The 19,933-nt window shown below is 44.8% G+C and carries 19 protein-coding genes; 8 read left to right on the top strand and 11 right to left on the bottom strand.

Features of this window, described 5'->3' with window-relative positions; all coding sequences use genetic code 11:
* Positions 1 to 281 precede the first annotated feature (281 nt).
* Both VOA_RS08280 and VOA_RS08285 read right to left on the bottom strand, forming a co-directional pair.
* Positions 282 to 1,202: a sel1 repeat family protein gene (locus tag VOA_RS08280; protein ID WP_009355955.1), complete on the bottom strand. Its 921-nt coding sequence runs from the start codon at positions 1,200 to 1,202 to the stop codon at positions 282 to 284.
* Between the two features lie 67 nt (positions 1,203 to 1,269).
* Positions 1,270 to 1,554, bottom strand: a complete 285-nt coding sequence (locus VOA_RS08285; RefSeq protein ID WP_000526402.1) for a type VI secretion system PAAR protein — start codon at positions 1,552 to 1,554, stop codon at positions 1,270 to 1,272.
* 599 nt (positions 1,555 to 2,153) lie between these two features.
* Here VOA_RS08285 and VOA_RS0117885 point away from each other — a divergent pair.
* Positions 2,154 to 3,833: an RluA family pseudouridine synthase gene (locus VOA_RS0117885; protein WP_032468265.1), complete on the top strand. Its 1,680-nt coding sequence runs from the start codon at positions 2,154 to 2,156 to the stop codon at positions 3,831 to 3,833.
* Between the two features lie 39 nt (positions 3,834 to 3,872).
* On the opposite strand, the gene VOA_RS08290 is transcribed toward VOA_RS0117885, so the two are convergent.
* Positions 3,873 to 5,651: a SulP family inorganic anion transporter gene (locus tag VOA_RS08290; protein ID WP_083806523.1), complete on the bottom strand. Its 1,779-nt coding sequence runs from the start codon at positions 5,649 to 5,651 to the stop codon at positions 3,873 to 3,875.
* A gap of 161 nt (positions 5,652 to 5,812) precedes the next feature.
* Between VOA_RS08290 and VOA_RS08295 the strand changes: the two genes are divergently transcribed.
* From VOA_RS08295 to VOA_RS08310, 4 genes are all read left to right on the top strand, one after another.
* A complete protein-coding gene (locus VOA_RS08295; protein ID WP_000395667.1) occupies positions 5,813 to 6,451 on the top strand; it encodes an HAD family hydrolase in 639 nt (212 codons plus the stop codon).
* A 170-nt stretch (positions 6,452 to 6,621) separates the two neighbouring features.
* A complete protein-coding gene (locus VOA_RS08300) occupies positions 6,622 to 8,184 on the top strand; it encodes an EAL domain-containing protein (protein ID WP_000626044.1) in 1,563 nt (520 codons plus the stop codon).
* Positions 8,185 to 8,237: 53 nt separating this feature from the next.
* Positions 8,238 to 8,618 (top strand): rhodanese-like domain-containing protein, encoded by a 381-nt coding sequence (locus tag VOA_RS08305; protein WP_001230988.1) that lies wholly within the window; start codon positions 8,238 to 8,240, stop codon positions 8,616 to 8,618.
* A 203-nt stretch (positions 8,619 to 8,821) separates the two neighbouring features.
* Positions 8,822 to 9,919 carry a methyl-accepting chemotaxis protein gene (locus tag VOA_RS08310; RefSeq protein ID WP_000898363.1) on the top strand — a complete coding sequence of 366 codons (1,098 nt, stop codon included), beginning with the start codon at positions 8,822 to 8,824 and terminating at the stop codon, positions 9,917 to 9,919.
* Here the strand turns inward: VOA_RS08310 and VOA_RS08315 are convergent.
* Positions 9,897 to 10,946, bottom strand: a complete 1,050-nt coding sequence (locus VOA_RS08315; protein WP_001181698.1) for an oxidoreductase — start codon at positions 10,944 to 10,946, stop codon at positions 9,897 to 9,899. The two genes, VOA_RS08310 and VOA_RS08315, sit on opposite strands and share 23 nt — an antisense overlap.
* Positions 10,947 to 10,976: 30 nt before the next feature.
* Positions 10,977 to 12,284 carry a nicotinate phosphoribosyltransferase gene (pncB, locus tag VOA_RS08320; RefSeq protein WP_001088542.1) on the bottom strand — a complete coding sequence of 436 codons (1,308 nt, stop codon included), beginning with the start codon at positions 12,282 to 12,284 and terminating at the stop codon, positions 10,977 to 10,979.
* A 283-nt stretch (positions 12,285 to 12,567) separates the two neighbouring features.
* Between pncB and VOA_RS08325 the strand changes: the two genes are divergently transcribed.
* Entirely contained in the window at positions 12,568 to 13,284 is a 717-nt protein-coding gene (locus VOA_RS08325) for an NUDIX hydrolase (RefSeq protein WP_000637367.1), read from the top strand.
* A 12-nt stretch (positions 13,285 to 13,296) separates the two neighbouring features.
* Here VOA_RS08325 and VOA_RS08330 read toward each other — a convergent pair whose 3' ends face one another.
* From VOA_RS08330 to VOA_RS19150, 3 genes are all read right to left on the bottom strand, one after another.
* Complete coding sequence (locus VOA_RS08330; protein ID WP_000710196.1) at positions 13,297 to 14,544, bottom strand: zinc-dependent metalloprotease family protein; 1,248 nt, start codon at positions 14,542 to 14,544, stop codon at positions 13,297 to 13,299.
* Between the two features lie 42 nt (positions 14,545 to 14,586).
* Complete coding sequence (locus VOA_RS08335; RefSeq protein WP_000842626.1) at positions 14,587 to 15,276, bottom strand: hypothetical protein; 690 nt, start codon at positions 15,274 to 15,276, stop codon at positions 14,587 to 14,589.
* A gap of 288 nt (positions 15,277 to 15,564) precedes the next feature.
* Positions 15,565 to 15,903 carry a winged helix-turn-helix transcriptional regulator gene (locus VOA_RS19150; protein WP_000365256.1) on the bottom strand — a complete coding sequence of 113 codons (339 nt, stop codon included), beginning with the start codon at positions 15,901 to 15,903 and terminating at the stop codon, positions 15,565 to 15,567.
* A gap of 366 nt (positions 15,904 to 16,269) precedes the next feature.
* On the opposite strand from VOA_RS19150, the gene VOA_RS08340 reads away from it, so the two are divergent.
* Positions 16,270 to 16,584 carry a hypothetical protein gene (locus VOA_RS08340; RefSeq protein WP_001170985.1) on the top strand — a complete coding sequence of 105 codons (315 nt, stop codon included), beginning with the start codon at positions 16,270 to 16,272 and terminating at the stop codon, positions 16,582 to 16,584.
* 189 nt (positions 16,585 to 16,773) lie between these two features.
* Here VOA_RS08340 and VOA_RS19775 read toward each other — a convergent pair whose 3' ends face one another.
* The 3 genes from VOA_RS19775 to VOA_RS08350 form a co-directional block, all read right to left on the bottom strand.
* Positions 16,774 to 16,947 (bottom strand): hypothetical protein, encoded by a 174-nt coding sequence (locus VOA_RS19775; RefSeq protein ID WP_009355954.1) that lies wholly within the window; start codon positions 16,945 to 16,947, stop codon positions 16,774 to 16,776.
* A 187-nt stretch (positions 16,948 to 17,134) separates the two neighbouring features.
* The gene (locus VOA_RS08345) at positions 17,135 to 17,431 is read right to left on the bottom strand and encodes a DUF134 domain-containing protein (protein ID WP_009355953.1); all 297 of its coding nucleotides are present in this window, start codon (positions 17,429 to 17,431) and stop codon (positions 17,135 to 17,137) included.
* Positions 17,432 to 17,556: 125 nt separating this feature from the next.
* Positions 17,557 to 18,648, bottom strand: a complete 1,092-nt coding sequence (locus VOA_RS08350; RefSeq protein ID WP_001035630.1) for an ElyC/SanA/YdcF family protein — start codon at positions 18,646 to 18,648, stop codon at positions 17,557 to 17,559.
* Positions 18,649 to 18,945: 297 nt separating this feature from the next.
* On the opposite strand from VOA_RS08350, the gene VOA_RS08355 reads away from it, so the two are divergent.
* On the top strand, positions 18,946 to 19,839 hold the full coding sequence (locus VOA_RS08355) for a DMT family transporter (RefSeq protein ID WP_009355952.1): 894 nt from the start codon (positions 18,946 to 18,948) through the stop codon (positions 19,837 to 19,839).
* Positions 19,840 to 19,933: the final 94 nt, after the last annotated feature.

Raw genomic sequence — 19,933 nt, 5'->3', positions numbered from 1 at the left:
GTGAAATTATGGGATCAGAAATCCCACATTAAGCCATGTGTTCACTAGGCATTCTTAATATATTGGTTTAGAACAGGATTATTGTCTGCACAATGCAATAGCAATCTTACTATCGATCAGTAATCTGATCTTAATATCGTTTGCAGTTATTTAATTCCTGATAAATATGAAATGGCATTCTATTCACGATGCCAGAAAAGGTAATATAAAAAAACCCAAAGCGTGATCTCTTACCAAAAAATATATCCTACAACCATACTTATATAACATTTACATTGGAACTAATTATCCCAATATGCGTCATGGTTGAAAAATGGCTGATATTGTTCGAGTTGCATCTCTATTTCTGATGCTATTTCTTTGTCATGCTCATTTAGTTGCATTGAAATATCAAGCAGTTGTCTTTGACTGTTTTGGTAAATATTACTAAGGCGATCGCTACCAGAAATTACCAAATAAAGACCAAGATAAGCCTTAGCCTGCTTAAGATCGGGTTCTACAAAATGGTACACATCACTCTGCCCACTTAAGATGCTTCCCATTGCGGCTAAAGCGGTAAGATCTCCATGCTGCACAGCTTGCTGACGCCAATAATAAGCATCTTTATATTTTCCTTTATTTTCAAGCAATTGAATATATTTCCGCACTGCGGGGATATAACCAGTTTTCGCCGCTTGAAGATAGGTTTTACGAGCTTCAGTCACTCGACTTCCTGGCATCGGATAGCTACCCTGTCCTTGCTCAATCTGCTGAGCCATTAACATAAGTGCGGCGGGGTATTCAAACTCTGCAGCGATACCTAAGTAATGTTGGGCCAGTTTTGGATCATTCTCTTGGAAGTATAAGGCCAACTCATAAGCCGCCTGACTAGGGTTCCGAGCACCCAGTTCAATGACCGCATCATAGTAATGCTGTTGCCATAACACACGTTCAGCCGATCTCAGCCATTCACCATTACGGTAAAGCTCTCGCATGGCTTGGCGATTCCCTCCTTGCGCGGCCATCAGCAAATAGTGTTGACTCTCAGGCGGTGTACGAATAGTCGTACGGTAGTTGGCAACTTCCATCGCGTAGAGATACGCCGCATTAGGCTCCCCTAGATCTGCCGCATATTTCAAATACTGTCGAGCAGTTAAATTCTTAAATTGAGCACGCAGCAAACGGCCATTTTCATAAGCTTGCTGAGCGGTTAACTGCTGCATATCGTATAGTTTTTCTTCACTAAAACCACTAAACGCAGGAAATAAACCAATTATACAAATCAACGATTTAACCAATATTGACACTGCTTGCTCCTTGCAAAACGCCGCCACAATCTACCGCATCACCCGCTCTTGCTGCCGGCTTACCATCAATCATTACCGTGCCAGAACCCGCTGCAATTGAGCGGCCATGTGGAGGATGCTTCGGCTTATCGTGTGGCGCTAACGGGTCACCTAAGCGAGCAGCGGGAATACCATCATACCGGACCGTAGAGGAGCCCGCTGTCACTGGTGTTGGGGGAAAACCATCATGATCTGAGCCTAAATGTCCCACTACAATTCCATTACCCATATTCTATCTCCACATTCAGTTGTCGCTTTTAAAGCAATTAATGTTCCAATATTTAACTCTTAAAAACCCTTTTCTCGTCATTATCTGGGCAACTTTTTGCCCGTCGATAAACAATACATACCTGTCGGGCAACTTATTGCCCAAGTTATCATTTGTCATAAAAATGTCAGTAAATGATAAGTTAACAACAATATGAGATGCTCATTCCCTTTAATTGCTTTTTAATATTTAAAAAACAAAATAAAAAATTCAAAACCGGATTTAATCCGAAAGCGCTAATAAATCAAGCGCTAATATTACAATGTTCGCTGGATAAATATTTTCTTTGCCATATCATTTTTAAGACCAATTCTCCAGTTTAGGAATCTTAATTTCCAGATATTAACCTTAATAAAAAATGGAAAGCACAGAGCTCAATCAAGTAAAAAATAAAGCTTATTGACTAAAGTAAGTGCCGATATATCACCCAAAGACACATCTAATATAGCGGCTATCGTAAAATGCCGTAGCCGCACGGTGCACAGCGGACAAAACTCACCTGACAAGTATTGTCCAAACAGGTAAGATGCGTGTTGGCTTTACCCACTCTACAGCTTGCTATGTCTGCCTTACCAAACTGCTTTACTCACTTTGTTGCTCCAATTACGGATATTTCTCTACCCGAGAGTTTTACCTACCCATTCTGCTATCAACCACATCCATTGTGTGAAATGGCTGCAAATGAGTTACAGCAACACTTACTGACCCAGAAAACATGGTTTCATCCATTTGGCTTAATAGGCAATGATCCACAAGCCCATGGAAAAATGTTTGGTGTATTGGTTGTGCAACACAGCTCGGGGCAACTGGGCTATTTAGCCGCTTTTTCTGGACAACTTGCCGAACAAAATGAATTACCTGGATTTGTTCCACCAGTATTCGACCGCTTTGCTGATGAGCGTTTTTTCCGTGTGGATGGCAATGAAATAGCCTACATCAACCAGCAAGTACGAGAGCAAGAGGCCGACCCTGAACTTCCTCAACTCACCCATACTATTGCCATGTATCAAGCGCAGGCAGAACAAGCGTTAGAACAACATCGTCTACTCATGGTTGAGCAGCGACAAGTTCGAAAGCACCAACGAGAGCTGGCCGAGCAACGTCCGGAATCAGAAAGAAATGCCATTTTTGCAGCACTAGCCGATGCCAGCGTACTGCAAAAGCGGCAATTACAGCAGCTTAAACAAGAGTGGGAGCAACGTATTGCTAGCACTCAAGACACACTCAATAGCAAACTTGAAAAAATTGCCCAACTAAAGCTGCGCCGTAAACAGCTTTCCGCCACTTTGCAACAGAAATTATTTAGCGCTTATCGCTTTAGCAATATTCAAGGGGTTGAGAAAAATCTGGTTGATCTGTTTGCGGTAACCCAAAACCCACTACCACCTGCGGGTTCTGGGGAGTGTGCAGCGCCAAAGCTGCTCCAATACGCATTCCAACATCAACTCAAACCGATTGCGCTAGCGGAGTTCTGGTGGGGCTGTTCACCGAAATCCGAAATTCGCCAGCATAAAAAATTCTACCCTGCTTGCCAAAGCAAGTGCCAACCTATCTTGGCGCACATGCTGCAGGGAATGGAGCTAGATGAAAACCCATTGTTGAACAATCCAGCGGAAGGCCAAGAGATCGAGATTGTGTATCAAGATGATGCGATCCTTGTCGTCAATAAGCCGCCCGAGTTTCTCTCGGTACCCGGTGTGCATGTCCACGACTCCGTTTTGTCTCGTTTGCAAACCCAATTTAGTGACGCGGAGGGTGTGTTCGCCCTGCATCGTTTGGATATGTCGACTTCCGGGCTATTAGTTTTTGCGCTGACTCGTCGTGCTAACAAACATCTTAAAAAACAATTCATTACGCGTGCAGTGCAAAAACGGTACCTCGCATTGTTAGAAGGTGTGCTTGAGGAAGAGCAAGGGGACATTGAATTACCACTGTGTGGAGACCTTGATGATCGGCCACGCCAAAAAGTATGTTGGCAACAAGGTAAACCTGCACTTACGCATTGGGAAAGGATCAGTGTTGAACAAGGTCGCACTCGAGTTTATCTCTACCCACATACTGGGCGAACCCATCAATTACGAGTGCACTGTGCACACCCTCTTGGGTTAAATTGCCCGATCGTGGGCGATGATTTGTATGGACAACAAGCTCAACGCCTGCACCTCCATGCCGAGCAGCTTAGCTTCACCCATCCTTACACTAAACAGCCGATGACATTTCAAGTTCAAGCGGATTTTTAACCGGAAAAGAACAGGGGCTCAACGGAGCCCCTAAAAATGTTAAGCCACTTCTGTCGTGGTCGGTTTTAACAACACACTGATATCCGGCTCTTTTTGTACAACAGGGACATGCCCCTCTTCCATCGCACTTAAATAGCAGCCGCTGAGTTTTATCGCCAAGTACATATCGGCACGCAGCACAACTCCCCCTTCTGCAGTGTTGATCCCTGTAAGATCACACCAGTGCCGTAAGCTACGCTTTCGCCCAGCAAGAATTAAGCGTATACCACGTTTTTTGAGGATGCCATGTAAGTCAGCCAACATCGCCATCACACTGAGGTCTAAGTGGGTAAAGCTCGCAACCGCATCGATAATCACGCACCCCACTTGTGTTCCCTCTCGTTCGGTCTGATCTAAGATGCGGCGTTTAAAATAGGGGGCATTAAAATAAGTTAGCGGTGAGTTGAAACGGAAAATCACCATGCCTGGGATCGGTTTCGCTTTTTCAGAACCATCTAGAGTGCGCAAAGTCCCTTCTTCATCAAGTCCCATCATTTGATCCGTTGGGCGCATAATCAATTTAAGAAACTGGAATAGACCGAGTAAAACAGCCAATGTGATACCAGGGATCACCCCAATAACCAACACCGCAACGAAAGTAATCAATGCGAGATAAAACGCATCTTTGTCACGCTTTCTTAGGTTCCAAATCCCTTTGAAATCCAGCAGCGATAGTGAGGCAATCACCAACACCACCCCCAAGGCCGCAACCGGAATAAACTGTAACGGCTGATAGGCGAAGATGGCAATCAGCGCGATCACTAACGCTGCGATCACCGAAACCAATTGCGACTTTCCGCCATTTGCATCATTCACTGCGGTACGTGAATCCGCACCACTGATAGCAAAACCTTGTGAAAATGCCGCCGCCACGTTGGCCACACCTAGCGCACGAAACTCTTTGTCCGCATCAATGTCATAGCCGTTCTTCGCCGCAAAGCTGCGAGCGGTCAACATCATACTTACAAAGCTAACCATGGCTAAATTCAATGCCGGCATGACCAGTTCACGGCTGATCCCTAAATCAAAAGCGGGAGCTTGAAAATCTGGTAATCCGCCTTGAATGGCGCCAACGACTTGCACGCCGACACTTTCCAGATTCAGTCCCCACACTAACAAGGCAGAGGCCATGATAGCGAACATGGCCGCGGGCCATCTTGGTTGCCAACGTTTAATCACCAGGTACGTGGTTAGAGTCAACACACTTAGCCCCAACGTTTGCCAGTGCAAAGAGTAAAGGAGATCGGGAGCTTCAAGAATGCGCTCAAGTAAATAGCGTTTTTCGTATTTTAAACCCAATACTTTCGCAAACTGCCCCACAATAATGGTCAAAGCGACACCATTCAAAAGCCCAAGCAAAATTGGGCGGGAGAGAAAATCGGCAAAAATACCCAATTTCAGTCGGCTAGCCAATAAACACCAAAAACCCGTCATTGCGGTCATGGTCATCACCAGTTGCCAATGTTTGGTCGGATCACCTGCTGCTAATGGAGTGACCACCGCCGCGATAACGGCACAGGTTGCTGCATCTGGACCTACGATCAATTGCCGTGATGTCCCCATCAAGGCGTAAACCAGCATAGGTAAAACACAAGAATAGAGCCCGACAATCGCGGGCACTCCTGTCAGCTGCGCATAAGCAATCGCGACTGGGAGCGCCACAGCCACCACCGAAAATGCGGCACGTACATCATCAGAAAACCATCCCCGTTCATAATCTTTAAATTGGTAGAGTCCGGGGAACCACTGCCTTATCCACGCTGATTTCACTTCATTCACCTGCTGACACGGAATTGTCATTGTTTTGCAACACAGTTTAGCGGAATTTGCAGCAACTCTCTCGCTAATTTACTGATTTAAAATGCTTCCATTTTGGGGTTCTCAGCCATTCATAAAGTGTGGGACAATGACTGCTCACTTTTTTGAGGTAGGTGGGAACGATGGAATTTCAAGCTGCCATTTTCGATATGGATGGCCTGCTGCTCGATACCGAGCGAGTCTGCATGCGCGTGTTTCAAGAAGCATGCTCCGCTTGTGATCTGCCTTTTTATGAAGAGGCGTATTTGTCAATCATTGGCTGTAATGCAAAAACTATCAATGGCATCTTAAGCCAAGCCTATGGTGATAACTTGCCCAGACTGCATAACGAATGGCGACTACGCTATAACGCTGTGGTCATGCATGAAGCCATTCCCCATAAAGCGGGGGTAGTTAGTTTGTTGGAGTGGCTTAAAGCGCGTTCAATTCCCCTCGCTGTGGCAACCTCAACCCAAAAAGAAGTCGCTCTGGTCAAGTTACGACTGGCAGGATTAGAAACTTACTTCGATATCATCACCACAGGTTGTGAAGTCATCCACGGTAAGCCTCATCCGGAAATTTATCTACTCGCGGCTCAACGTTTGGGCGTTGCTCCTGAAACCTGTTTAGCTTTTGAAGATTCTAATAATGGCATTAAAGCGGCCCTCGCCGCCAAGATGATCGCCTTCCAAATCCCTGATTTGGTCAGCCCAAGCCCAGAAGTAATGGCATTCGGGCACCCCATTTGTCACAGCTTAAACGAGGTCATTGAGCTCTTATAGTCCTTATCACGCCGCAGCAATGCGGCATTTGCATGTTCGTTGTTGGGTATTCATAAATACCTGTTCAGGGAATGAACAAAACACAAGGGTGCATTGATTTGCATTTCATTGTGTTACATAGTTCGGACTTACCAGCCACAAAAATGCTTTATTGGCTAAGGAAAACGTCTGTGATCTCAACCATTCCAACCAGAATCGCGCTGGCCATTCTTTTATCGCCCCTTGTAATCTTCTTACTCACTCAGCAAATTTGGGTTCCTCAGGTGGCGCAATACTTACTTGAGCAGAAATTTGCACAAATCAATCAATATCTTGAGCAACGAAATCTCGCTTTAGACAACATGATTCAGCAGCAAGTACACTCACTCACCTTCACCTGTAATGTTGACGATATACGCCTAATCCGTGATCCACAGTTTTATAATCGGTTTGTACGTTTAATCGGTATTGAGAGCACACAAGGAACAGGGTGCTCAACCATAGGTTACCCAATTCAGTTTTCCCCGCCGTTATTGAATAAGAAGAACAACTTGATGCCTGAGGGGTATCAGCTTTCAGCAACCCCGAAAAGCCAAATGGGAACCAGAGAATTGTTGGTTCAGTATGCCGAATCGAGAGGACGTGTCTTTTGGGTTATTGATGGTAGTTGGGCGCAAGAGTTGTTACGTGAACCATGTGCGGAGTGTTTTTATCTTCAATTTCGGTTTTTAGATCCCCAACTCAGTGAACTCGCTTTGCAACGAGGCAGCCCTGAGTTACTGAAACAGACCGATACCCTATCCGTCCATCAAATCACTGGTTCGGAACCTTTCCATAGTGAGCAGACACTCTCCGCTGGAGATGCTTTACATGACTATGCAAAACAACAGGTTTTGGCTTGGGGTATTCCTATCTCTTTAGTATTGGGAATCTTTCTGGCTTGTGGCTATCTGATCTTGCGTAACTACCGAAATTCGATTGAAGGATTAATTGAAAAAGGTCTGCGTGATCAAGAGTTTATCCCTTATTACCAACCTGTTGTTGATTCAAGAACTCAAGAAATTGTGGGTTATGAAGTATTGCTACGTTGGAAAAAGGGCCATCAACTCGTCCCCCCCAGTCTGTTTATTTCCGCCGCAGAGCGTTCTGGCTTGATCGTCAAAATCACCCATCAACTAATGCAGCAAGTTTATCTCGATCTCAAACAGATCCCGTCATCTCGCTGGGTAAGCATCAACATTGTTGCCGAACACTTAGAACAACAACACCTCTCTCGCTTACTTGAAAAATTGCAGTGGCCATACAGTGAACGACTCAAATTTGAGCTGACGGAGCGCGTACCGATTAAGGCGATGAGCGAAGCGCAAGAAGAAGTATTCTACCTTTTAAAAAAGGGTTATCAGTTTAAAATCGATGACTTTGGCACCGGCTATGGCGGCTTTGCTTACCTGCAAAACTTACAAATCGCCAGCATCAAAATCGACAAAATGTTTGTGGATACTATCGACACCTGTGACATAAAAATCAGTGTGTTAGATTCCATCATCGCTTCGGCCAAACAAGGACAGATTGAGGTCATCGCCGAAGGCGTAGAGGGGCAACATCAGGTAGATTACTTAGCGGAGCGAGGCGTGTATTGGATTCAAGGCTATTTTTACGCTAAGCCTATGCCATTGACCGATGCCTTAACTTTTGAACTACCGCCTAGACATTGTTCAAATTTACCACCAAAAAATGACAAATCACTTGCTTGAAGAAAGTGCCTCATAGCAAATTATGGACACAAAATAGAGAAGGAGTTTCTAAAATGCGGAAGAACTGGTTTAAGGCCATTTTAACACTGTTTACCGCGTGGTTTAGCACGGGAGCAGCGGCTTCTGAACGCGCGGAAGTCGCTTGGCAGATGGTCAATAAAGGAGCACTACTGGTGGATGTAAGAACGATCGAAGAGTATGCCCAAGGCCACCTAGACAAAGCGTTGAATTGGCCATTAAGTGAAGTAGAAAGCGCCTTTCAAACCATTGCCAAAGAGACCCCGATAGTCCTCTATTGCCGCAGTGGAAACCGTTCCGGTATTGCACAGAAATATTTACTTGAGAATGGTTTTACCCAAGTGCACAACGGGGGTGGCTATGAAGAAATATTAGGTGCTTATGAATCGATTCAGACGAAATCAGGCAACCAGTAAATCACTCAGCCATCTTCAAATCCTAGCCGTCAAACACGAGCTACAGAGTTTGATTGGGCAAAGCTCTACCACCAATGATTAAGAGGCACGAGTCTTGATTTACCACTATTCTTGGAAAGTGCGGGGCTAGGCTCAACGAAAATAATAAAAATTATTGTATTCTGGGCCATTAGGTCAACGGAATCACGCTTTTAGGGGACATAATGCTATTCAATAAAGCACTCGTGCATGAGCGAGACACACTTAAGCAGCAGCTCGAACAACTCAACCAAGCTCACCAACAAGAACTGGCTAACTTGCAAGCCACCATTAAGAGAAAAGACCAAGAAATTCAAAAAATTAATCAAGAAATCTTGCTCATGAGTGCGTTAACCTCCAACCAATTAACTGGCGGTAGGCTCCTAGAAGCAATACGTAATGGCTTGGTTGAAAACACGCGCAACTTAGCGGATGAAAAAGAAACCCTCAATGAATTCAACCAACTTTTTGCACAAACGCACACCGCTTTAGAACAGCTCTCAGAAAGAACACTCGCAATTGACCATCAAGCAAAGCAAAACATGTTGGTCGCCAATCAACTCGACCAAACCGCAACCGGTATCAGCCATCTCGTTCACTCCGTTCAAGAGATTTCATCTCAAACTAATTTGTTGGCACTTAACGCAGCGATTGAAGCAGCACGGGCAGGTGAAAGTGGCCGAGGTTTTGCCGTGGTCGCCGATGAAGTGCGTAATCTCGCGGCAAAAGCCCAAAATGCCAGCGAGAAAATTCATCAACTCGTTAGTCAAGTGGTCGTTCAAACCGACGAAATCAAAAATTCGATCGCCGAAAACCAAACCATTACCCAAGACATGGACGTTGCAGCTGGGCAGATCAAAGCAGTGGTATCAGAGGTGCTATCACGCTCTAAACACATGCAATATGTTATCGAAGTGACGACCGCTACCATGTTTCTCAATACCGTAAAGTTGGATCATGCCGTATGGAAACATCAGATCTACAAACAGCTTGATGAGGGCAACTCATCTTGCAATGTCACGGGGCATCACGAATGTCGCTTAGGTCGTTGGTATTTTGAAGGTGACGGCGCTCGCTTATACCGCCACCTACCCAGTTTTGCGAGTTTGGATAAACCTCATCAAGAGGTACACAATTCGGGCAAACAAGCTTTAGAAGCTTATGCGAATGGGCAAACACCTACCATCATCAACCATTTGTCGACAATGGAGAATGCCAGTCTTGATGTGACCAGTGTGATTGATCATTTACTTGACGATATTATTCATCAACTCGCGCAATAGTGATTCGCAGCCCTTTCACGCTGCTTTCCAATGCCAACTCAATCAGTTGGATGGATTGCAGCGCCGATTCAGCTGTAACTGGGTTTGGCGCACCACTTTGAATCGATTCAACCACTTGTTGGAAGTAGTGCTGATAGCCACCCACCTCAGTTTCTATGCGCTGCTTGCTCTCTTGCTGATACAAAAATCCATGCAATTCAGGATCTTCTTTTGACCACTCTGGCTTATCCGGCAACCTTCCTGCTTTCAAGCGCTCTTCCTGTGGATCTAAGCCGTATTTCACGTATTTACCCAGACTGCCGAGCACTTGGTAGCGCACATTAGGCTCAGGGCTATACAAATTCGCATGCAGTCGTACTACATGCTGTGGGTAATACAGCTGAAGATCAAAATAATCTATCGTGGTGGCTTCTGGTCGCATCGTCCGGCAATCCGCTGATAACGACTGCGGAAGACCAAACAAAGCCAAGGCTTGATCCAGTAGGTGCGGCGCTAAATCAAACAAAATACCGCCCCCTTCCTGCGCCTGTTCACGCCAACGCTGACGAACCACAGGGCGATAACGATCAAAATGCGATTCGAACACCTTCACCGCACCGAGTTGCCCTTGCTCAATCAACTTTTTGACAGTCAGGAAATCACCATCCCAGCGGCGATTATGAAACACACTCAGCACCAACCCTTTCTGCTTCGCTAGCTCAATAAGCGTTTTGCCTTGTTCGATGCGAGTCACAAACGGCTTTTCAACAATCACATGTTTGCCCTGTTCCAAGGCCAGTTTCGCCAGAGAAAAGTGCACATCATTGGGCGCGGTAATGATCACCAAATCCACATCACTTTCACAGATCAGCTGCGACGCTGTTTCAAAATACGCCACCTGCGGATAATCATCTTGCACTGTTTGCTGTTGACTCGAACTGATGGCGCCAAGCGTGAGCGAATCTAACGCCTCAATAAACGGTAAGTGAAAGGTTTTGGCGGAATATCCGTAACCAATAACGCCAACTTTGAGCGGTGTATTCTGCATAGCAAACAACCTCTGGTGGATCAGCGGCGATTAGGCCGCTGAGATGTAATCGCGTGGCGAGCGCTTCTGCTGAGCAAGCTCTTGGATCAACGCATCCACATCAAGCTCAATATTAAAACGGCGTTTGAGATTCGCGAGAAAGATCGGATCTTCACACATCGCCTTCTCTGGCTGGTCACTGATCTTCGCTACAGGCCGGCCTTGGCACTCCGCCAATTTAATCACAATCGAAAGCGGGCGATACTCAACACCCGCTGAATTACGCCACTGTCCTAGATCATTGGTTAAAAACGTACCGATACCAAAAGAAATCTTCACTCGTCCGGCAAAATATTCGCACAAATCCAGCGCCTGCTCGAAATTCAAACCATCAGAAAAAATGAACAATTTACTGGTTGGATCGATGCCAAGCTGTTGATAATGAGCGATCATCTTGTCACCCCAGCGGAACGGACAACCCGAATCATGCCGCACACCATCATAAGCATTTGCCAAATGGCGGTTGAAATCACTTAAAAAGGCATCAATGGTTAAGGTATCGGTCGGGGCAATGGCGAGCATGCCATCAAAAGCCGCAAGCCAACGCTCCAGAGCAACTTGTTGTGAATCACGTTCATTCACCAGAGCTTGGTGCCCCATAAACCATTCATGAGCAATGGTGCCAATCGGTTTTAAATCGAATTCACGGGCGAAATGGTAATTACTGGTACCCAGCATCCATTCGGAGATTTCTTGTTTTAAACACGCCAACACATCACGCTGCACTTGGCTAGAAAAACGGCGGCGTGTTCCCATTTCGGTCAGTGAGAAATTGTTGATACCGCGATGAGCAATCTCCGCTTTTAGTTTGCTTAGCTTCGTTTTTAGCATCTTGAGTGGCAATTCTTCCGGTACATCAGCCCAAAGCTGACGGCTACGAACCTCAGAAACTATTGCCATTACTAATGTTTCGTACAAAATCGTGTCGCGCCAACTGCCACGAATACCAATACGCAGTTGCTGTTTGCCCGCTTGTTTAATAATGCCCATCTCCACTTGCTCTTGAGGCACAAAATGGAAATAGCGCAGCGACTGCAAGAACGTGGCTTTTAAATGCGGTGCATGTTGCGTTAGGTAGTGAATGTCGGCATCCGAAAAACGCAAAGAGCCAAGCTGAGCAATCTCTTGGCGAATCTCATCCAACAATGTACTGACATCTTCATCACTGCGCACAATCAACTCATAGCGTACCGAGACATCCGGATAGAAATGGTGTATTGCCTGCATCATATTGATTTTATAGGCGTCGAGGTCAAGCAGACTACGAATGATGTGGGGAGAGAACAGGCGTGAGTTCATAAATGCCTTCCTTCGGTTCACTTCGGATGTTAGTAACATTTTGTTTCTAACTTTTGCAGGCACGATAATCGAGCCACTTATGTTTGTCAACTTTTGTGACAAACTAGTAATAAAGCGTAAAAATCATCGGTGAATTTCTCGACTTAGCTTCTGCTCACTCTCTAATTTCTTCATTATGAGGTGTCCTACACCTCCATCTTAAGTTAATCACAATTTGTTATTTACATTTGACCCTTACCATTCAGTTACCTAGAATAGCCGCATCCCACTTTAGGAACCTTGTATGATTGTCACCATTGATATGATCTGTTTGCGCCTTGCCCCCAAGGGCATTGAGATCTTGTTGGTCAAACGCAGCAATCCGAACCGCCCTGATTGCGGTCTTTGGGCGATTCCCGGAGGCTGGGTGTTCGATGAGGATCTCAGTACACAAGATGGCGAACCGGCAGATAAAGATTTTGACTCTGCACGTCGACGTATTTGCCGTCAAAAAATTCATACTTACCCGAACTTCATCAGTGATCCTTTGGTGGACGGCAATCCTAAGCGTGACCCTAGTGGTTGGAGTATCAGCATTTCCCATTACGCACTCCTCAATCATTCCAACGTAAAACAGATTGAGGATGCGGGTATGGATCAAAGCCGCGTTGACTGGTTTGCGCTTGATACGATACTGCAAGGGCAGCAACACTTAGCATTTGACCATGTGGCACAAATTCAACACGCTTGGAAAAAGCTACGTGCCGCAGTGGAATACACCTCAGTGGTGTTGTTTTCACTTGAGCAGGAATTTTTGGTTGCTGACATTATTGATGCTTACGCCAAATTTGGGGTGGAAGTGAATCGGATGACGGTGAAACGCCGTCTGATTGATACTGGCGTGATTGTGAGTACCAATAAAATTGCCGCCTCTAACAAAGGTAAAGGCGGCAAGCCTGCTACGGTTTATCGATTAGCCAGTAATGAAGTGATCTATTTTCAAACTTGTTTACGTGGCTAAACGAGCCTTCATTTACGGAAAAGTGATTTGGAATGAGTTCAGAGTTCCCACCTTGCCAGCCCAATGGTCTTGAACTTCCAAACGCCACTCTCCTTCTGTCGCCAGCGGATCGACCTCGGTTAAATTGATTTTCATGTTATAACTCTGGTTACGATCATATCTGTTGGCTTTTTTCAAAATCCAATATGAGTCATCCGGCGCGTAAAGCACGATACTGAGATCACCACGATATTCATGGGTAAGATCGATGGCAACTTGAGCGGTTGTTGCTGTTTGAGCGCTGACTTTAATCGGTAGGCTTAGAATTTGCTTATCCGGTAAGGCCACAGGTCCTTTAACCACAAACACCTTATCGGTATTGGTTGTCGGCTCGGTATCCTCTGGGGTTCCACCCTCTACTGGCGTAGAAGCGCTTGCATAAGCGTTTGCAATGAGTGGGGCCGTGAGGCCTATCGTACGTACTGAGTTAGCATAATCTTTCTTGCCACAAGGGGCCCCTCCCTCACACAGCAGATCTGGGCTAGAGAATTTAAAGGTGGGCTTCACTCCAAATAAATGTGGATAAGCCATGATTGTTGCGAACTGTCCATTCACACCGTATCCATAAGCATCCTGTTCTGTTCCATTGCTTTCATGAGGCAAATACAAGGAACCAAATTTATTTTTGTACTGCTCATGAGCATGGTTAAGGCCTAAATTATGCCCGAGCTCATGGATAAATGTTTCCGAACCGCACTCGTTTAAGTAGCTGTGGCTATACATTTTCTTCTTCGCATCTTGTGGTTCATTCCACGCGGATGGGCCAACAATCCAAGCCAAACCACAGCTGATCGAATAACGACCATTCGGTTTACGTTCATAGTCGGGAGAATTCTTAACATCAAGGTAGCGAAAAATAGCCACCATATCCGCCCCAACTTGTTGGCGGTAAGCCTCAACATCCGCAAAAGCTGGGTCGATCAGATTAAATGGAGTTGCAGCATCGAGTACTTCATCCTGAGATTTCTTCAATCCCGGTTGTGTGTCGTATTGCACTTCTTTGGTTGCGGCCAAATTAACCTTGATATCCAGACCACTGTCTTTCAGGACTTTGTTCGCTACGTTCACGCTGTGCTGAATTTGTGCCACGTGATCTTGCTTAAATCCCTTTACAGTATCTGGGGTGTATAAACCTAAAACATCAATTTGTGTCGTTGCAGCCCAAATTGCAGGTGAGCAAACCCCGACACTGATGGCTAGTGCCAATGACGCCTTTTTCATAGTAACTCCTAGTTTTTGTGTAAATGCGCGATAGGCGCGTGGTTAATGAGCGCGATCGTGCGATTGCGGATCATGCTCGAATCCATGACTATCTGGGACTTGATACACCCAAGCTTGGTGTCCACTTCCTTCTATTTTTATTGAACCTTGAGGGTGGCCGATAAAACCCATGATGGCGTTTTGGCCAAAAGTAAAGGTGACAGGAAATGAGCTTCCCTGTGATTCAAAATTTCCAGCCCATGTCTGAACACCTTGATTCTGTGTTTGCGATTCATCAATCACCACTTGAATACTTTCGCCATTTGGAAGCAGTAAGGTAGCGGTGTCGCCTTCCATTAAGGCGCGAAACTGTTCAATGTTGTCGAACTCAATCGCTTGGATCTCCGTAATGGCTTGGCTTTTCGGCTTCAACTCTGCCAGTTCTGGGGAAGGGTTTATAGGTAACCAGACTTGCTCTACGTTTTGTGGAGCTGTAACTCTAGAGTCTTCCTCTAGAGGCTCTTCCACCTCATTCAGATCAACAATTTCTGTCTCAACAGGGGTAGCTTCAACGATTGCCCCTTCATTAATCGATAGTTCGACAGCAGGTGCAGGTTTAGATGCGGTAATAGGCACCTTTACTTCATCGGGTAACTCATACTTGGATGTTGTTGAGTACGCAGAGTAGATCAAATACAGACCACAAGAAAATAGAACAACAAACGATAAAAAAAGCCACTTTGACGATTTCATTTAATACACCAGACCAATGAATAAGATATTAGTGTTATAAATAAAAGTGGCAGTGCATCACAAGCCATAGGATGTGATCCTATACCAAGAATAAAAATGAGGATAAGCACAATTAATAAATGATTGAATGGTGATCAAATTTCAATCATCAATTAAAACCTCATAAATTTAGAAATAAAAAAACCATGACGTGATTTTAATAATTCCATGACATTATTTTAATCAACATATTTAGATAAATAAAAAAGCCCGTCATTTTAATTACGGGCTTAATTTACTCACTTAAAGTTAATATCTTTCATTTTCTACTATTTTGCATATCAAACAATATAAAGCTTTCGCGGCCACCTTACCTGCTGGGGTTAACCCATAGTAAACTGTCACGGGTATGGTAGGCTTCTGCTCACGCCAAACCCAGCCAATCTCTTCTAGCATCTTAAGCCGTTGGCTTAACATTTTTCCCGAAATGCCGATAAGTGCAGATTGCAACTCACCAAAACGCGCATGTTCAAATGGTTCTAGATGCCACAGTATATGTGAAACCCATTTAGTTGATATTCTTTCCAACTGTTGTAAAGCTATCAAGTCATTTATGGGGATTTTTTGATCTTTTATATTTAAATCCACGATTCGTTCTCTATTTGTTGTGTTTGTGGGTCAATCATAACATTTGAATAATTTCATTCAACTTATTAACACCCAAATAATTAACTTACTATTTGTAAGTAGATTTACTATTTTTCTTTCTGATTTCATCTACCAGAAAATAGTTCAGTATAAAAACAGAGCTAATTAAATCTATTTAAACACCGAAGCCAAGCACAACACTTTAGCAACAAAACACGTATTGACGAGCAGTTTACTGCGCTTATCTTGTTCTATTTTTTTGAACAACTAAAACAAACCGACCCCATCGTTTCCTTTTCAACAGCCAATTATGCTAAGTGGCGAATGTGAATTCACACATCAACAATCATTATGAGGACTTTATTCATGCAAAAACTAACCCCTGTTTTGTTACTCGCTACTGCGGTTTTACTGCCACTTCACGCCAGTGCTTCTGAGTTAAAAATGAGCGTATCGACTAGCCAAAATACCGCGCTATTAAGACTCACACAGGATGGTGCACCCGTTGCTAACTATCCTGTAAAAGTCGAAGGTGCGGACAGCGAAGCCTATCAAACCTCAGAAAATGGCACCTTGATCATCAAAAACTACGAGCCTCACTCGCAAGTGGTGAAATTTACCGTGACCGATTCCGCTGGCAATAGCCAGACTGAGCAAAGCTTTTTAGCACGCGATTGGTAAGTTCACTCTAAAGGAATCATCATCATGGATTTGATGCCCTAACGAGAATGATGGCCTTCCATCATTCTCTTTCTTTCCTGCCGTTAATCCGATCCCTCGTTTTTTATTCCTATTCAAGCATGGTGAGATAACTGGAAACTTCCACTGCGGCTAGTCAGTATTGTCGGCACGCACTTTCTTGGGCTTCGTTTACTTGAACTGAGTAGCATAAGGTTGTGTGATCGCATGCTCACCGTTACGGAAACCGAAATCACAGACATGACCGCTCATCTTCTCCTTCGTCAAAGTCATACGAATCTCATATACAACCGCCAAATCACCCGTCTGAATGACCATTTGATTCGCCACGATAAGTTTCGACATAAAAAAATCCCCGAATGAGATGATAAACCTCGATTCGGGGTGAGCCAGGTGAATAAGGTTTTGGCAAAAGAACCACTTTCAATAATTGATAGAAGGAGAAAGTGGTTAGTCACAGCGGTTCTGTGACACACAATTTACCACTCACACAGCGCTGGTGCAGGTTGCTTGTCCCGATTGGTTTAATAGCTTAATCCGATGAAGTGTTATCGATAGACTGAATATGCAGTGCTTTTTGATTGAGTAAGCAGTCCACCACTTTAAAGCGTGCAGCTTTAACCAAATTGGCGAGCGTTTGCCGCGAGACTTGCATTTGCAGTGCCGCTTGTTGCTGCTGTAAACCCAACAGATCAACTAACCTCAATGCTTCAAGTTCATCTGGAGCTAACTCGATACTCTCGAGTTGATTCATAGAAACACCATTGGGTTTAAAACAAGATGCAGGAGGATGACAGCCAATTCGGCGCGGAATTTTAGGACGAGCCACGAGAAAGATTCCTTATGCAATTCATCGTGGTATTGAAAATTAAATTCCCGTGGAATTCAACCGTGAAGATGCATTCCAAAAAAGAGGCCGCATAACGCGGCCTGAGGTGGATTGCATGAGCCAACTTAGCGAGATTCTAGTGGATAAGAGCGGTAGCTCCACATACCGTAAGTGCGTAGCGCATCGCGGTAAATCCCTAACAATTCACCGCTCGAAACCTTCTCCAGCTCATTCAGTGGTTTGTCAGGATAGGAAACGGTATCGAAAGTAATGCCTTTCGGACCCGTTTGCCAACTCGCAATTTCAAACAAGGTTTGGCCACGGCGAACATGGCTTGCCGAACTGATGATGGTCGCATGCTTAATGCCATGACGAGCCAAAGCGTAACTACTAAACAGTGCGTTATCGACCGTACTGGTGGCGTAGTTTTCTTCAATAATTCGTGTTGTACTAACTCCGCGCTCAATCAACCAATCCGCCATCAATTTCCCTTCGGTTTTATGATTTTGTGGTACACCGCCAGTCAAAATAATCACAGCGTCTGGGTTGGCTTTCGCCATTGCGAGGGTGGTTTCTAAACGTTTGATTAAAATTTCATGCATTGAACCATCGGGATTGAGTGCATAACCTAAAGTCACAATTGCTCCATCTTCACCCAGCTTTTGAGTGGCTTCGGTTTTCAAAGGTGTAGCAATAATGCGATCAACGGTGTCCAGAATATGCTGTAGATCTACCGCGCGGCCTGCGTTTAAAGATTGCACCGCTTTCATATGCTTCTGATATGCCGCATCGTTCCCTTTGAATTTTTGCCAAACCGCAAGATAGGTATGCAGATCAACATCATCAGGCGCAACACTGAGTGCTTGGTTAAACAGCTCAATCGCTTGGTCGACATTCTTGTTGTAGATCTGTGCATTCGCAGCTGAAATTAATAAATCGGTGCGATAGGGTTCCAATTGATAAGCTTCGAGCAGACGCTGTGTCACAATCTCCATGTTACTCGGCATTTTGGCCGTAAACCCAGCGTGAGAGACTCGGGCGGGAGATTTAAACGCGGTTAATGCCTCCTCTAAAAGTTGATCCACCACTTGGCGTTGCGTAACAAATTGGCTGTATTCAACGCTTGGCTTGGCCACATTTTCTTTCGCCACTACCGAGTAAGGTAGGGTAAAAGCCATGGCACTAGTGATCACCAGCGTGAGTAGTTTTTTATTCATTATGGATTTCCTTATTTAGAGCAGCAAAAAAATAAATTTATGAATTCAGCGCCAAACAAACCGTGACTTATTTCGCATAGTAAAAATTCATTACTGATAAACAAGCTCAATAGTGGCACATCTCTCATTTTCTTGTTGAATTAACGCCACCGTGCCCCAGCTTTGAAGCACACGGAGAAATTCACTGCATTAATGATCAGAAAACCAGCCAAATCCGGCACTTTAATCCATTTGTTGATTGCATAATGTCTCTTTGTGGTTGAGATTAAACGCTCGACAAAGGAAGAAGGACTATTTATGTCGCTAATGAACTTGCTGCAACTGCTCTGTTTGGCGGCAATTTGGGGAGGCTCTTTCCTATTTATGCGCGTTGCTGCACACAGTTTTGGCCCCGCATTTTTGATTGAAGCGCGTGTAGCGTTTGCCGCTATCAGCCTTTTTCTTGTTGCTCAATTACTGAAAAAGTCTCTTTCGATTCGTCAATATTGGTGCCATTTCTTGATCTTGGGGTTAATCAACACCGCGATACCTTTCTTGCTTTTCGCCTATGCAGCTTTAACGCTCAATGTCTCAACACTTTCAATACTGAACTCAACAGCTCCTATTTGGGGAGCCGTGATTGGCTTCTTTTGGCATGGCACGCCTCTCACGCGCAAAGCACTCGCAGGGCTTTTATTAGGAGTGACCGGCGTTGCGGTGATTGTGGGTTGGGATATCGCCGCCATTGGCTCGGGGGCAACGCTCCCTATTATTTGTGCCGCACTCGCAGCAGGCAGTTATGGCTTAGCCACCAACTACACTAAGCAAGCACCACAAATTAGCGCCTTTGAAAACGCTCACGGCAGTATGTGGGCGGCGTGCATATGGGTTGCTCCGCTGATGCTGTTCATCCCATTACGCCAAATCCCTTCAAACCTTGAATGGACTGCCGTTATTGCACTTGGCGTGATCTGCACAGGACTGGCTTATTTAATCTATTTCCGTTTAGTCAAAGAAATCGGCGCCGCATCCACACTTTCTGTCACCTTCTTGATCCCTGTGTTTGGCATTCTTTGGGGATATTGGATTTTGGATGAACCCGTAGGGCTAAATACCCTCATCGGTACTGTGTTGGTTTTAGCAGGCACTATGCTGGTCACCGGATTTTCTTTGCGCCGAGTCTTACCATCGACTTTTTCACAAAACCAGTGAAACCGATCTTATATCGCATTTTCATTTTGTAAGAATGGCTATTTTTGTTGCATATTCAAACTTATGTTTTGCAATTGAAATAAAAAACAAAATT

The organism is Vibrio sp. RC586 (genome assembly GCF_000176715.1).
Taxonomy (GTDB): domain Bacteria; phylum Pseudomonadota; class Gammaproteobacteria; order Enterobacterales; family Vibrionaceae; genus Vibrio.
The sequence above is the reverse complement of the archived record's forward strand: the minus strand, read 5'-3'. Positions and strand labels throughout refer to the sequence as shown.

Bases quoted from the DNA above. Each gene is read 5' to 3' on its own strand.
- VOA_RS08280 (WP_009355955.1), bottom strand. From the start codon at position 1,202: ATGCAGCAGTTAACCGCTCAGCAAGCTTATGAAAATGGCCGTTTGCTG.
- VOA_RS08285 (WP_000526402.1), bottom strand. From the start codon at position 1,554: ATGGGTAATGGAATTGTAGTGGGACATTTAGGCTCAGATCATGATGGT.
- VOA_RS0117885 (WP_032468265.1), top strand. From the start codon at position 2,154: ATGTCTGCCTTACCAAACTGCTTTACTCACTTTGTTGCTCCAATTACG.
- VOA_RS08295 (WP_000395667.1), top strand. From the start codon at position 5,813: ATGGAATTTCAAGCTGCCATTTTCGATATGGATGGCCTGCTGCTCGAT.
- VOA_RS08305 (WP_001230988.1), top strand. From the start codon at position 8,238: ATGCGGAAGAACTGGTTTAAGGCCATTTTAACACTGTTTACCGCGTGG.
- VOA_RS08310 (WP_000898363.1), top strand. From the start codon at position 8,822: ATGCTATTCAATAAAGCACTCGTGCATGAGCGAGACACACTTAAGCAG.
- VOA_RS08315 (WP_001181698.1), bottom strand. From the start codon at position 10,946: ATGCAGAATACACCGCTCAAAGTTGGCGTTATTGGTTACGGATATTCC.
- pncB (WP_001088542.1), bottom strand. From the start codon at position 12,284: ATGAACTCACGCCTGTTCTCTCCCCACATCATTCGTAGTCTGCTTGAC.
- VOA_RS08325 (WP_000637367.1), top strand. From the start codon at position 12,568: ATGATTGTCACCATTGATATGATCTGTTTGCGCCTTGCCCCCAAGGGC.
- VOA_RS08330 (WP_000710196.1), bottom strand. From the start codon at position 14,544: ATGAAAAAGGCGTCATTGGCACTAGCCATCAGTGTCGGGGTTTGCTCA.
- VOA_RS08335 (WP_000842626.1), bottom strand. From the start codon at position 15,276: ATGAAATCGTCAAAGTGGCTTTTTTTATCGTTTGTTGTTCTATTTTCT.
- VOA_RS08340 (WP_001170985.1), top strand. From the start codon at position 16,270: ATGCAAAAACTAACCCCTGTTTTGTTACTCGCTACTGCGGTTTTACTG.
- VOA_RS19775 (WP_009355954.1), bottom strand. From the start codon at position 16,947: ATGTCGAAACTTATCGTGGCGAATCAAATGGTCATTCAGACGGGTGAT.
- VOA_RS08350 (WP_001035630.1), bottom strand. From the start codon at position 18,648: ATGAATAAAAAACTACTCACGCTGGTGATCACTAGTGCCATGGCTTTT.
- VOA_RS08355 (WP_009355952.1), top strand. From the start codon at position 18,946: ATGTCGCTAATGAACTTGCTGCAACTGCTCTGTTTGGCGGCAATTTGG.